8 protein-coding genes and 2 pseudogenes are annotated in these 13664 nt (G+C 66.9%); 7 read left to right on the forward strand and 3 right to left on the reverse strand.

Going from position 1 to position 13664, the window contains the following annotated elements:
• The first annotated feature begins 191 nt into the window (after window positions 1-191).
• Genes drmA through drmC form a run of 3 tightly spaced genes read left to right on the forward strand, consistent with a single transcriptional unit; the run spans window position 192 to window position 6588 of the window.
• Entirely contained in the window at window positions 192-3938 is a 3747-nt protein-coding gene (gene drmA, locus AAFF41_RS38740; RefSeq protein ID WP_425526195.1) for a DISARM system helicase DrmA, read from the forward strand.
• Window positions 3935-5827 (forward strand): DrmB family protein, encoded by a 1893-nt coding sequence (gene drmB / locus AAFF41_RS38745; RefSeq protein ID WP_343325452.1) that lies wholly within the window; start codon window positions 3935-3937, stop codon window positions 5825-5827. Before drmA ends, drmB begins: the two co-directional genes overlap by 4 nt.
• Window positions 5824-6588 (forward strand): DISARM system phospholipase D-like protein DrmC, encoded by a 765-nt coding sequence (drmC, locus tag AAFF41_RS38750; protein WP_343325453.1) that lies wholly within the window; start codon window positions 5824-5826, stop codon window positions 6586-6588. The genes drmB and drmC overlap by 4 nt, the downstream gene beginning before the upstream one ends.
• Window positions 6589-6949: 361 nt before the next feature.
• On the opposite strand, the pseudogene AAFF41_RS38755 reads toward drmC, so the two are convergent.
• Window positions 6950-7251: pseudogene (locus tag AAFF41_RS38755) on the reverse strand (response regulator transcription factor); the annotation flags it as partial.
• Window positions 7252-7862: 611 nt separating this feature from the next.
• The gene (locus tag AAFF41_RS38760; RefSeq protein ID WP_425526196.1) at window positions 7863-8723 is read right to left on the reverse strand and encodes a tyrosine-type recombinase/integrase; all 861 of its coding nucleotides are present in this window, start codon (window positions 8721-8723) and stop codon (window positions 7863-7865) included.
• Between the two features lie 101 nt (window positions 8724-8824).
• Between AAFF41_RS38760 and AAFF41_RS38765 the strand changes: the two genes are divergently transcribed.
• Entirely contained in the window at window positions 8825-9535 is a 711-nt protein-coding gene (locus AAFF41_RS38765) for a hypothetical protein (RefSeq protein WP_343325455.1), read from the forward strand.
• Between the two features lie 252 nt (window positions 9536-9787).
• The gene (locus AAFF41_RS38770) at window positions 9788-9934 is read left to right on the forward strand and encodes a hypothetical protein (RefSeq protein WP_319753227.1); all 147 of its coding nucleotides are present in this window, start codon (window positions 9788-9790) and stop codon (window positions 9932-9934) included.
• 455 nt (window positions 9935-10389) lie between these two features.
• Here AAFF41_RS38770 and AAFF41_RS38775 read toward each other — a convergent pair whose 3' ends face one another.
• Complete coding sequence (locus tag AAFF41_RS38775) at window positions 10390-11367, reverse strand: ArsR/SmtB family transcription factor (RefSeq protein ID WP_343325456.1); 978 nt, start codon at window positions 11365-11367, stop codon at window positions 10390-10392.
• Between the two features lie 89 nt (window positions 11368-11456).
• Between AAFF41_RS38775 and AAFF41_RS38780 the strand changes: the two genes are divergently transcribed.
• Together AAFF41_RS38780 and AAFF41_RS38785 are read left to right on the forward strand one after the other, a co-directional pair.
• Window positions 11457-12773, forward strand: coding sequence for an MFS transporter (locus AAFF41_RS38780; protein ID WP_343325457.1), 1317 nt, complete (start codon window positions 11457-11459; stop codon window positions 12771-12773).
• Between the two features lie 184 nt (window positions 12774-12957).
• Window positions 12958-13663: pseudogene (locus tag AAFF41_RS38785) on the forward strand (DUF5753 domain-containing protein).
• The last annotated feature ends 1 nt before the right edge of the window (window position 13664 follow it).

A 13664-nucleotide genomic window follows, 5' to 3' on the forward strand; every position in this document is an offset into this window, starting at 1 on the left:
GTCACATAATCATTGTGTGAACTGAGTCAACGGTCTATATTGCTGATGTTGTCGTACGATCGATCCACGCTCGTGACCCATCGGACCTGTCCGAAAGGACCCACCGAATGCCGGCCCAGCCTGCCCAGGCCGCTGTCCCGCACCCGCTCGACGAAGTGCCTCAGACTTTTCGTGCCGGAGACTCGTACGCTGTGCGAGACGGACTTGTCACCTATGTCCGCCGTGATCTCCAAGGGCCTTGGGACGGAGAGATCGAGACCCTGACGAGTGCTTCCTCCGGGCCGCGCGACCGTTACCTCGTCGGCATGATCGGGCCGCAGCCCCAGGCCGTCACCGGAGAGGAGATCGCCGTCGCGGCCGCCCAGAGCGCTGACGGTGACTCGGGCGACGAACAGGAGGGCGACGACGGGGGGCCCGGGGACCGGCTGACCCCGCAGGCGGCCGGCCATATCTGGGCATCCTCCATGGGGTTGTCCTTCACGGTTCCCGCTTCCGTCGGCACGCTCAGCGCCCATGTCCGTTGGGGCCGTTACACGCAGTCCGAAGAAGTCACTGATCGGGGGACGACCCGCAGGGTCTGGTCGCGCGAGCCGATCGAGCATCCCGTGGACATCGATGTGACCAGCATGGCGGGCCGGATCGTCGAACTGGAACGCGAAGCCGTTGTTCTCGACGTACAAGTACGGCAGCATGTCGGACGCGCCGGCGCCGAAGAGCTGCGTGTCGTCGAACTGACCTTGGTGAACAGGCAGCAGGACAGTCGTGAGGCGCGCGATGCCCACTGGCTCTTCCAGACCGAGATCGACATCACTGCCTTTCCGGACGATCAGGCCGCGATCTTCCTTCCGGTGGACGACCCTCTCGATCTCGCGAACCGGGGTGATGCCCCCGAGGATTCCGAGGACCGGCGGCTCCGTCTCCTGTATCGGGACAGCCTCAGCCATGCAAAGGGCCGAAATGTCGCCGTGCACGCACATGTGCGTGACGGCGAGCGCAACGCGCATCGGCTCACCACCACCTGGCTCCCGGAATACGATGTCCGGGCCACCACCGCGCCGACTCTCGAAGAGCAGGATCTTCTTCGCGGGCTCGAGCTCGGTATGGACGAACTCGCCGCACTCGCAGTGCCGGCCCGCCGGAACGAACTCAGCGCCGCACTCGCACCGCTGGCCGACGGCTACGGCACATGGCTCGAACAGCAGCGTCGCGAGGCCCGCTCGCTCCCGGAGGACCTGCGTGAATCGGCAGGCGTCGCCATCGAGCAGGCGTTGGAGATCTGCGACCGCATAACGCTGGGGATCGACAGACTCGTTGCCGACGACGTCGCCCTGGACGCCTTCCGGTTCGCCAACCGTGCCATGGCACTCCAGCGGCGCAACACGGCCATCGCCGCCGTGCGCGCCGGTCGTGAAGACGACAACAGCTCCTATCAGGAGGCGTACGACGAGGTCTACGCCAAGGGCAAGGAGGCTGCCAGCTGGCGTCCGTTCCAGCTCGCCTTCGTCCTGCTGAATCTCGACTCCCTCACCCAGCCCGGACACGCCCACCGCGGGACCGGCCGTGAAGCCCTCGTCGACCTGCTGTTCTTTCCGACCGGTGGTGGCAAGACCGAGGCTTACCTCGGCCTGGCCGCCTACACGTTCGCGCTGCGACGCCTGCAAGGCATTCTCGGCTGGGGAATCGACGCACGCAGCGGCGAGGCCGGCGTCGGGGTTCTGATGCGCTACACCCTGCGTCTCCTGACCGCCCAACAGTTCCAACGTGCCGCTGCGCTGGTGAGTGCCTGCGAGGTGCTGCGTCGCGAGGAGTTCGCACGGGACGTCCGCTGGGGCGCGACTCCGTTCCGTATCGGGCTCTGGGTCGGAACATCGGTCTCGCCCAACTGGTTCGACGAGGCCAAGGAGCAGATCGCCGACGCGAGAGAGAGCGCGAGCGACAAACACGCCCGGGTTCTGCAAGTCCTCACGTGCCCCTGGTGCGGGAGCGGGCTGACGGCCCGTTCCCACATGGAGTACGACGAGGGACGGCGTCGAGTGCTGCTCTACTGTCCGCGTGCCGAAGGCGAGGACCGCTGCCCCTTCTCGCGGCGCGAATCGCCCGGTGAAGGCATCCCCGTCCTCACCGTCGACGAGGAGATCTACCGGCTCGCCCCCGCACTGCTGATCGCCACCGTGGACAAGTTCGCCCAGCTCCCGTGGAACGGTTACGCCGGGCTGCTGTTCGGCAGGGTCACCGAGCTCTGCCCACGGCATGGCTATCGCCACGACGACCTCGACGCCAAAACAGGCTGCGGAAGCCGTCACAACGCGAAGGGCGACCTCCCTGGCGTCACCGCACAGCCGGTCAACCGTCTGCGGCCCCCGGACCTGATCATCCAGGACGAGCTGCACCTGATCTCCGGCGCGCTCGGCACCATGGTCGGCCTCTTCGAGTCCGCCGTCGATCAGCTCTGCACCTGGAGCGTCACCGATGTCCGCGGTCATCACCGCGAGGTCGGTCCCAAGATCGTCGCATCCACGGCGACCACCAAACGGGCCGCGGATCAGGTGCTCGGCGTCTTCGGCCGCAAGGTCGCCGTCTTCCCACCGCAGGTCCTCGACGTCGGCGACACCTTCTTCTCCCGGCAGGTCGAACTGAGCCGTGAGAACCCCGGCCGACGCTACCTGGGCGTTTGCGCGCACGGAACCCGGCTCAAGGCGGCCGAGATCCGGGTCGCCGAGATCCTGCTCCTCGCCGGACAACAGCTCTTCGACGACTACGGCAAGCCGGCAGACCCTTATATGACTCTCGTCGGCTACTTCAACGCCACCCGCGAACTCGCGGGCATGCGCCGGTACATGGACGACGACATCACCACCCGAGTGCGCTCCAACGGCAGTCGCCGAGGCCAGGACACACTGTCCGATCGCATCGTCAGCCGAGCGGGCATGCTCAGCATCCAGGAGCTGACCTCGCGCATCTCCTCGTCCGACATCGGCGCTGCCCTCAAACGCCTGGAAATCGGCTTCGATCCGGAGCGCGACACCTCGGACCGGCGACGCGCCTTCCTGCGCGAGTACGCGACCGCCATGAAGGAGAAACGAGAACCACGCGCCGCCATGACGCCGACCGCCAGGCAAGCAGTCGATGTCGTCCTGGCCACTTCCATGCTGCAGGTCGGTGTCGACGTCTCCCGGTTCGGCCTGATGCTCGTCGTCGGTCAGCCGAAGAACACCGCTGAATACATCCAGGCGTCCTCGCGCGTCGGCCGCGATGCCAAACGCCCAGGCCTCGTCGTGACCCTGTACAACTGGTCACGTCCCCGAGACCTCGCGCACTACGAGGACTTCGAGCACTACCACGCCACGTTCTACCGTCAGGTCGAGGCACTCTCCGTCACGCCGTTCACTCGCCGGGCCCTGGACCGGGGCGTGGCCGCCACCTATGTGGCCGCGCTGCGCCAGGCGTCGTTCGAAACGTCTCGCAACCTGGATGCTCACAGTGTCGACCTTGACGGACCTATTGCCCAAGAGGTGGAACGTCGTCTGTTGGAACGCGCCGAACGCGTGGGGGGTGAGCGCCCTCGCCAGTACCTGAGTGAACGCCTGGACCGACTCAAGGACGAATGGCGCCGCAAGCGCGATGAGAACAGCTCAGCCCTCGGCTACCGCAAGGAGAAGCGCAAGACGACGATCGTGAGCGGGCTGCTGAGGAGGGCGGACGGCACCCAGTGGACCGAGCTCACCGTCGGAATGTCGATGCGCGAGACGGAGAACGAGATCAACCTTCTCCTTCCTGGCGGCGGAGCCTTTCTCGAAGAATCCTCCGGTGGAGGACCGGACTGGAATTTCGGGGCGTCCGACACCGACTCCGATGGCGACCAGGACATGGCAGCCACCGTGGACAGCGACGAGTTCGGACCCGCCACTGCCGATGCGGCCAAGAAAGGACAGCGATGAGCACCAACGGCAACCGCAGGGTCGGCGCCGTCCGTCCCAGCCACCTCATGTTCACCGCCGGTATCGGCTCCCTCGTAGATCTGCCGAACTTCTCGGTTCTCGTCAAGGGGCTCGACTCCTGGAGCTACTCCGGCATCACCGACTACGACATCGACGAACCTCGGCTGCGAGCCGCCGTCAACCGATCCCTCCAGCGCTACGGGCGTGGACAGGTCGAACAGTTGCGGGCCGCCCCTTGGCTGGAGGGCGGGGACACGGACCCCAAGGGATGGGCCGCGCAGGGGGTGGGGGTGCCCGTCACGCCGTTTCCCCAATGGCTGCGTTGCACGGCCTGCAATGTGCTGGCCGCGGTCGACTCGGCCGAGTTCACCTTCATCAACTCCAATCCGCGAACGCCGCACGAGGCGAAGTTCGTCCACGACTGCAAGCGGGGGAAGCCTCTCGCGGTGGCTGCTCGATTCACCCTGGTCTGCACCAGGGGTCATCTCGATGAGTTTCCCTACACGGCATACGTCCACCACGGGCAGTCCTGTACCAAGACGCCCCGCCCCAAGTTGCGAATGAAGGACCATGGCGGCAACCAGGCCGCCAACGTGACCATCGAATGCGTAGCCTGCGGTGCGAAGCGCAATATCCGTGAGGCGATGGGCGAGCGTGGCCGGCACAACCTGCCCCGGTGCCGAGGACGTCACCCGCACTTGGGTACGTACGCGACGAACGGTTGCGATCAGGATTCGGTTTTGATGGTCGCCGGCGCGTCCAATCAGTGGTTCCCGCTCACTCTCAGCGCCCTGGCCTTGCCCAAGGGGCAGGGCGGGGACATCGACAAGCTGCTCGACGAACACTGGCCCGACCTGCAAGTCATTGGCGATCGCAACCAGTTTGACTTCATGGCCAGTATGCCCAAATTCGGGTTTCTCAAGGAGTTCGACGCTGACGCGGTTGTCGCGGCGATCGTGTCGCGTAAGCAGGGAGTCGATGCTCCGGCTCCCTCCGCGCCCGATGTCCAGGCCGACCTGTTCGGCCCTGAATGGGACGCGTTGTCCGGTCCTGTTCCACTGCCCAGTGATGACTTTGCCTTGAGGCAGGTTTCCGTGCGGACCCCTCTGGACGACCTCTTCTCCGACATCCGCCAGGTCGAGCGGTTGCGTGAGGCGCGTGCGCTGATCGGATTCACCCGGCTCGATGCCCCCGACCCCGAGTCGCCGGAGATCGCCGACCGAGTGGACCTGTCACGTGGCGTGCTGAACTGGGTTCCGGCCAGCGAGGTGCGCGGTGAAGGCATCTTTGTGCGCGTGCGGGACGACCTCATGGCCGACTGGGTGGCGCGTGTGGAGAAGTCGCCGCAGATGGAGGCGCACAGGGAGGCTTTCGGCCGCTTCCGCGCTAACCGGAAGTCGGACCGCAAGACGAGCGACTTCAACCCCTACTACGGCTGGCCCGGGGCGAGGTACATCGCACTGCACACCCTTTCTCACCTGTTGATCCGTACGATCGCCCTCGAATGTGGATACAACTCGGCCTCACTCGCCGAGCGGATCTATGCGGGAGATGAACAGAACCCGAAGACGGGTCTCCTCATCTACACGGCTGTTCCGGACTCGGAAGGCACGCTGGGTGGTCTTGTTTCCCTTGCCGAGGAGCGTGAGTTCGACCGGATCTTCCGACGTGCCCTGGCTGATGCCGCGCATTGCTCGGCAGACCCACTCTGCTCCGAGCGGCTGCCGCACGACCCGAGCGACTATCTGCACGGTGCCGCGTGCCATGTCTGCCTCTTCGTGTCCGAGACGACATGCGAACGCGGTAACCGGTTCCTGGACCGTCGTTTCCTGGTCCCGCTCTCCGGAGACAAGGATCAGGTACTGACACCGGTCTCCCTGCTGCCGTGAGCAGAAAGGAGTTCGAGGCCGCCGCCGAAGCTGTCGTTCTGGCCCTGGGGATTTCCCGGGCCAAGGATCTCGCCGGACTGCTGGCTCGAGGGCGCAGCAGGGAATGGGCACTGACCGAACTGGCAACGCCGGGAATCGGTGAGGCCGTCGAGAAGCTGTACGACGTACTGCAGACGGAGTCGATTCCTGCCGCAGAGGCCGCCGCATATGTTCGGGGCTATGCGGCAGCCATGCTGCGTACCCGGAACGCGGTTCAGATCCGGACGGTGTGGAGCGGCCCCTCGACGCCTGCAGTGCCAGTGCGGGCGACTGCGCAGGTACTTGTCGAAGTCATCAATGAGGCTCGTGACGAACTTCTCGCCATGACGTACGCCGCCCGTCCGTATCCAGCGTTGACGCGGGCCCTGACCGAGGCTGCGACCAGGGGGGTGAAAACTCACGTCGTGGTCGAGACCCTGGCAGGCGCCCGTGGTCTTCTCTCGGGCCGGGAGCCCGCCGATGCGTTCGCGTCCGTACCGGGGATGCGTCTTTGGCACTGGGAACGTGACTCAGCCGGGCATGCGCACTCGCGCCAGCACGCCAAACTCGCCGTAGCCGACAGGCGCGTGCTCTTCCTGGGCAGCGCCAACCTGACCGAGTCGGCGGCGCGGCGCAATATCGAGGCGGGAGTACTGGTGAACGGTGGCGAAGCGCCACGGCGTGCAGCAGAACACATCGTCGAGCTGCAACGCCTGGGTGTGCTCCGTCCCTTTCGGCCCTGAGCGGCGAACCAACTGGTTTTCGAGCGGACACCGGTCGGCCGAGACTGGGCAGAGGCGGGAGCCCCCGAACTGGGTGCCAGGCCTCTGGCGGCTCATGAAGTCTATGATCACTGAGCCGTTTTCATCCTGAGTAGGTGCAGGTCAGTAAGGTGTGGACAGCTTGGACTGCCCTGCCGATGCGGGGGTGGAACACCGTTCACTCGCCGGTATTTCGTCGCTCTTGGGGTGTTCGGGCACCGGATCGGCAGGGGCAGGGCGGGCCTTGGGGCAAGGCCCAGAGGCGCCCAGAAGCAGACGCTGAACACAGCCGGCAGAGCGTTGAAGGCTGGTGCGGGCGATCAGTGCTTTTCCGATGGGCTTCTGTGCCTGACTGTTCCAGACGGGAGGCGAGGACCGCGGCCTGGACCCGGCGCCGCACGCCCAGCTTGGCCAGCAGTCGCGAGATACGGTACTTGACGGTCTTCTCCGACAGGTAGGGTTTCTGGCCGATCTTGCGATTGGTTCGCCTATCAGGGACAGGATCTCCCTCTCGTGCGGTGACAGGCTCGCAATCTCGGTCGGCACGGCAGGGTTGTCCGTGGGTTCTGCCCGCAGCGAGCGCATCAGGCGGGCCGTGGTCGTGGGGGCGAGCATCGACTGGCCCGAGGCCACCGTCCGTACAGAGGGAGGCTGGTGGGCCGTCCAGCCCTCGGACCGGGGCCGGGGGGCCCGCCTACAGACCCTCTCCGGCACTCCCCGCTGTTCCTTCGGGCGACCAGCATGCGAAGTGCACGGCAGCTACGAACCGAGGAGAGGTACGACGATGACCGCAACCGTGACAGTCGATGACCGGACCACCGTGGTCGCGGTGGTGCTGCACGACTGAGAAGCAGAAATGCTTCGACAGGCGAGGAACCGCGATGCTCATGGGGAATGACCGCTGGGGTCGACCGACCGGAAGGCCTATGACGCCAGGGCGTCATCGCGCGACGCCGGAGACGACGGGAAGGAAGGCGCGGACCGAGGGGTCACCGGCCGCGCACACGGTGCGTCGGACCATGCACGTTTCCCCGAGTCGCCTGGCGGATTGCATGCATGCGCAACTACTCGGGGAGTGATCTTGACGCTGACGGGAAGCGCATGATCGACCGGCCGCATCGCCGATGGTCAGCGGAATTCGTGAACGACCCACCAGCTACGGGACGTTCACGAGATCGTCCCCCAGCTACCAGCTGAGACCCCTGTTCATCAGGGGTTTTCTGCTTTTCCGGGCTGTGGCGTGACCGACCACGTGACTAACAGCCTGGAGTTTCCCCAGGTCGGACCAGGGATGACAGGCCGAGTCGGCCCGCACCGGAGGCGGCGAGCTTCCGCACTCCGTCCTTACGAGAGTGGCCGTACCGGGCCATGGTGCAGCCCGACGAGTGGTGCCGGACGTTGGCGGAGACCTCTACGGGGTTCTCTCTGGCCTCCAGATCGCTCGTGACCTTGCTGTGCCTCCAGTAGTGAATCCGGAACTCCTCGGGGAGCTTCAGTCGCGTCCGCGGGGTCCGCCAGCGGGCGGAGACCTTCTCTGGGTCCTGCGGGCCTCCGGCCTCGCCCCGGTAGAGCTTGAAGCCGTCACGGGCGAACACAAGGTGATGATCGACCCAGGCGGAGCCGAGACGTGCACGCTCGGCGTCGTGCCGTTCCTTCTGCCACTTCAGGACGTTCATCACAGACTGATCCACGTAGATCAGTGCGTTGTCGTCGCCCTCCTTGGTCAGCTTCCGAAGTCGATACGTGTTCCCCTCCTCAACCACGACCCAGCCCAGTGCGATGGCCCCCTCTTCCCAGTGGACGAGAGACCACCTCATCCCCAGCGCCTCACTGCGCCGGACATCGGTTGCGGCATAGACGGTCCACAACGGTGCGTCTCTGAGGCAGTGGTGAGTCAGACCGCCGTCACAGGCCCGGTTCCCGCAGGGCTCGATACGGCTGCCAGGAAGCGGGCCGTCTGGCCGTCGTCCACGGTGGGGTACTTCTGTTCCCGTGCCCGTATCTCTCGGGCCGTGGGCGGGTGAGCCGTTGCCGTCGGGTTGGCGGGGATCAGCTTGGGCACAGCAGTCCCGGTTCTCCAGGCTGATACGTGTCTCACGAGACACACCAATACCCACCGCGGGGGTGTCCTCGGCCTCGGGGAACCATCGAAGATGAGCCCCACCTCGAACTCATACGGCCCCGGCTGTCCGGGCGGCCCACCCGCTACCTTCCTCACATGGAACGGGCCACCATCCTGAGCAGCCTCGCCGCGAGCGGAACCGACACCGCCCCGCAGCAACTCACCGAACTTGCCGCCGAACTGGACATACCGGCCGTCGACCTTCTCGTTGTCGCGGGCCACCCGGTACCGGCGGAACTCCTTCCCCCGGAGCGCGACGCCAAGGTCATGAAGCAGTTCGCCTACCGCGTCAGTCACTGCGACCACTCGCAACTGGCCGCGCTGGAGGATTTCGCCTGCTCGCTGCCACGCGTCGCCGCCCCAGGACCCATCGAGCAGCCGACCTCGCCATCCCACAGCCCCGCCAGGACCGGATTCGCCGCCGCGCTCAACGGGTTGATCCGCAATCGCGGCTTCGCAATCCTCGACCTGCCGTTCATGGGACTGTCCCTCAGCACGCTGTACGGAATGGTGTCGCGCTGGGAGCCGAGTCCGCACCGGCGGCAGCAGCTCCGCGCCGTGGCCGGGCCGCTGGGCTGGACCCTGCCTGATCTGTTCGCGGTCGCCGATGAGCCGTACTCGAAGGAAATCCGCCCGGTTCTGCACTGCCGCCATCTCGGGCGAGTTTTCGCGGCCGCCGTCCCCTTGGCCACCGCTCAGCTGATCGAGACCGCCGAGCAAGCGGACCTGCTGAGCGCGCGCGAGGACCACGGCGTGTGGCAGCCCGTCTCGCAGGGCTTCGCCACGGAGTGCCCGGACTTCTCCTGACTGATCACTCAGCGGGAGTCCATTTGGACTCGGCCGCGAATAGGGGTCCCGATAGTTCTCGCCGAAAGAACAACGCCAAGGAATGACCTGCAGGTCACCCACCTCAGCGTCACCACCGGCGGTGTTCGGACTGCGCGGCGGGCGCGGACCCAGGGGTGCGTTGGCCACCTTCGGTCGTCCGGGCAGATCGGATCAGTTGTCCGTTCTCGTGGGTGCCTGTGGCAAGGTGGTGAACCTCCGCCAGACCGGGGCATGGTGGTCGACGCCGAGGAAGTTCTGGAAGTCCCCGTAGACGCCTCCTTCAAGGCGGCCGTACCCATCGCCCGGGCGGGGCTGTTGCGAGGGTCGTGCTCGTTCTCCCAGTCGATGTCCTCGTACGCGGGGTCGTCGATGCTGTAATGGGTCAGGTAGGCGCGGGCATGCTCGATGTCCAGGTCCAGAGCCGGGAATTGGGCCAGCAGGAGGTCGGGGCGCCCCTGGCACGGAAGATCGCCGAAGAACGAGCCGATGCTGTCGGTCTCCTGCTGGAACTGGTCGATCACCGTACCGTGGTGGACCAGCTCGCAGCCCCAGAAGTCGTCGTCGTAGATGAAGAGCAGCAGCCCAGGGCAGTCGTGGGCGCGCGGATCCGAGTCGTCGCCAGGCCCCGAAAATCCGGGGTTCATTGGACGCCCGCCGAACCTGTCGCCATTCGATCGTTTGCCGACAGAGAGGGCGGTCCGGGGCGAGGGTGCGGCTGTTCGGGCAGCGGTCTGTCCTGGACGACGTTCTTCATGACCCGGTGGAATCAGGTGTTGGACGCCGGGGAGTCGGACGAGCTGCTGGTCGTAGAGCTGCTGTGCCGATCCGATCCCTCAGCCCGAACCGGCGACCAGTGCCTCGCCGAGCGGGGTGCGCCGGTAGAGCACCGACCGTCCGGACCGGGCGCGGACGAGCAGTCCCGCGCCTCGCAGGATGGCGAGGTGGTCTCCTACCGCGCCGGGTGCCATGGCGAGGCTTCGGGCGAGGTGGCTGGTACTGGCCGGGGCGTCCAGCGCCACCAGCAGCCGGGCTCGGGACCGGCCGACCAGAGCGGTCAGCGCGTCCGGTCGGGGGACGCTCTCCTGTTCGCCCCACAGGGCGGCGGTGCCGCGGGCACGATAGACCAAGGTCCTGGGCCAGGGGTCTTCCACCTGGGCGGCGATATGCCCGACGAAGACCGAAGGAATCAGCAGGAGCCCGTCACCGGCGAGGCGGACTGTTCCGCCTCGGAAGAAGCCGATCTCGATACCGCCGGCGCGCCAGGCGACGCCCGGGTACAGGCTCTCGATGGTCGCGGCCCATCCGTGTTCGCCGATCACACCCACCCGGTGCACGACATCGCGCTCACAGATCGCGCGCAGTTGCGGCCAGTCCGCGGCGAGCAGCTCGTGCCACGCCTGGTCCATCGCCTCGGCGATCCTGGAGACGGCGTCCGCCGAGTCCAGCACGGCGCGGACGCGGGGATCACGGGCGGACGGGCCGGTCGCGGTGGCGGCGATTTCGTGGCGGGCCGCTTCCAGCGGTGTGGCCCGGATCATGGCCAGGTCGTCAGCCCAGGTCTGGTTGAGGCCGCGCGGGGGCGGGGCGACGAAGTTCGGTCCGCCTTGCGGGGCCTGCAGCGCGAGGGCGGCGTCCAGTTCGCTCTCGCGGCGAAGCCGTTCAAAGGCCGGAAGGAGCCGGGCGGCCCAGGCTCGCGGCAGCGGCCGGCCTTGGCCGGCGAGCGAACGTAGCAGGAAGCACAGGTCCATAGCGGGCGACAGTGCGAAGCGGCTGCGCAGCAGGTACTCGACGGAGACTTCGAAGCGCAGCACCCTGCCATGCTACCGCCGGACGTCTGTTCCGATTCGTCCAGCGACGAATCATTGGTGAGCGGCGTGGGCGCACGGCGAGGCTGCGCGTCATGACTCCAACCGCCGAGCCCGCGCAGGGCAACCACTGTGCCACCTACCGGGAGGTGCTGGCCGAGCCGCGATTCCGGCTGCTCTTCTCGACCCGCACCGTCGCGATCACTGCGGACGCGCTGCGGATCACCACGTTCTCGGTGCTGGTCTTCTCGGCCACCGGCTCCGCGCTGCTGAGCGCACTGGCCTTCGGTATCGGCTTCATCCCGCAGCTGTTCGGCTCGCTGCTGCTGGGCTCACTGGCCGACCGGCTGCCGGCCCGCGCGCTCATCACCGGCGGCTACGCCTTGACGTGCGCCGCCGCCCTGCTGCTCGCCCTGGTGCGGATGCCGGTCGCGGCAAGCCTTGGTGTCGTGGCGCTGGTCGCCCTCGCCACACCGGTGTTTCACGGCGCGTCGAGTCGGCTGGTCGCGCAGTCGCTGGAGGGCGACGCCTATGTCCTGGGCCGTTCACTGAACAACATCGCTTCCTCCGGCGCGCAATTGTTCGGTCTGGCGCTGGGAGGTGCTGCCGTCGCGGTACTCGGCCCGCGCCGGGCGCTCGCGGTCAGCGCCGCCCTCTACCTCGGCTGCGCGTTCGCTGTCCGCATCGGGCTACCCCGGCTGCAGCTGGGAGAGTTCGGCGGCACACCCGGCAGCGCTCGGGGCGATGGCGGCACCGTCCGGGCAAGCCTGCACGGTGCCGGCCTGCTGCTGCGCAAACACACGGTGCGACGACTGATGCTGGCCCAGTGGCTACCGTCCGCGTTCGTAGCGGGCGCGGAAGGCCTGATCGTCGCCTACGCGGGAGGACGCCACTTCGCGCCCGGCTGGTATGCGGTGCTGATGGGCTGTCTGCCGGTCGGCATGCTGGTCGGCGACCTGCTGGTGGGCCGACTCCTACGGCCACTCACCCGGGAGCGACTGGTAGTCCCGTTGATCGCGCTGATGGGACTGCCGCTGGTCGGTTTCGCCGCCGAGCCCGGAGTGGGCGTCTCGTCCTGTCTGCTGCTGCTCTGCGGCTTCGGATTCGCCTACGGCCTCGGCCTGCAACGGCCGTTCCTGGACGCCCTGCCGCAGGACGGCCAGGGCCAGGCCTTCGGTCTGCTCGGCTCCGGCAACATGACGCTGCAGGGCGTCGGGCCGGCCTGTTTCGGCTCGGTGGCCGCAGGCATCGGAACAGGCAGCGCAATCGCCCTGGCAGGCGGCGCGGCGGCGCTGACCGCCGGCTGGATCCTCACCTGGCACCCGCCCACCTCCCCGGTCCCCGTCCCGAACGACTCAACGGGATCAGAGAACGGCACCGAACAGCATGCGCGTAGTTCACCTGCGCAGTAACCGTCGCAGGTCGGGTCGGCCACGAGCCGTCACGCACCCCACCCCCACCCCGAGGTATCTCTGACAGACAGCCATTCCCGGTAGCTCATGCGGAGGCCGCCGAAGTGTGCTCCACTGCCTTCGAAGCAGTCTGGGAGCGAGCGATCCCGCACCACCTGTACAAGATCTGACGAAAGCCAGCTCCATGCCCCCACACCCCTCCTCCCGCGTTCAGAAGGCCCGTGAAGAGCTGGCCGGCCGTCTGCGCGAGATCCGGAAGGACGCGGGGATCAGCGGGCGGGACCTGGCCCGCCGATGCTCATGTGCAGTGGAGACGACTCCAACAGAGAGGTCTCCGTCGCCTGCAAGAGTCCACAGGTGACCTGTACCAACAAACAAAGATGTTCAGGGTCTACGTCTCCGACGTGATCCCCGGATTCCTCCAGACACCCGGCTACGCCGCTGCCCAGCTGTCATCCCTCGCCGGCTTCCGAGGAACACCGGACGACGTGAGTGATGCGGTGGCGGCCCGCATGACGCGTCACGCGGTGCTGAGCAACGGCGCACGCCGGTTTTCATTCGTACTGGAGGAGTCGGTGTTGCGGTACCGGCTGTGCACCGTCGAGACGATGGCAGCCCAGCTCGGCCATCTGCTCGGGGTCATGGATCTCCAGAACGTTGCCGTGGGGATCGTCCCGTCCTCGGCGCAACGGACCATGTGGCCCATGCCCACCTTCACGATCTTCGACGACAGCCGGGTGCACGCGGACACGCTGGACGCTGCTGCCACCCTCACGCAGCCCAGCCAGGTCGAGCTGTACACCCGAGCCTTTGAGCGGCTGTCGCACGGGGCCGCCCGGGGAGCCGCGGCACGCTCCCTGACAGCGGGTGCGTTGGCATCTCTGGACTGAT

This window comes from Streptomyces mirabilis, assembly GCF_039503195.1.
Classification (GTDB): domain Bacteria; phylum Actinomycetota; class Actinomycetes; order Streptomycetales; family Streptomycetaceae; genus Streptomyces; species Streptomyces mirabilis_D.

Excerpts from the sequence above, each read along its gene's own strand:
- AAFF41_RS38770 (WP_319753227.1), top strand. The coding sequence starts at position 9,788 with ATGGTGGTCGACGCCGAGGAAGTTCTGGAAGTCCCCGTAGACGCCTCC.
- drmB (WP_343325452.1), top strand. The coding sequence starts at position 3,935 with ATGAGCACCAACGGCAACCGCAGGGTCGGCGCCGTCCGTCCCAGCCAC.
- AAFF41_RS38780 (WP_343325457.1), top strand. The coding sequence starts at position 11,457 with ATGACTCCAACCGCCGAGCCCGCGCAGGGCAACCACTGTGCCACCTAC.
- AAFF41_RS38765 (WP_343325455.1), top strand. The coding sequence starts at position 8,825 with ATGGAACGGGCCACCATCCTGAGCAGCCTCGCCGCGAGCGGAACCGAC.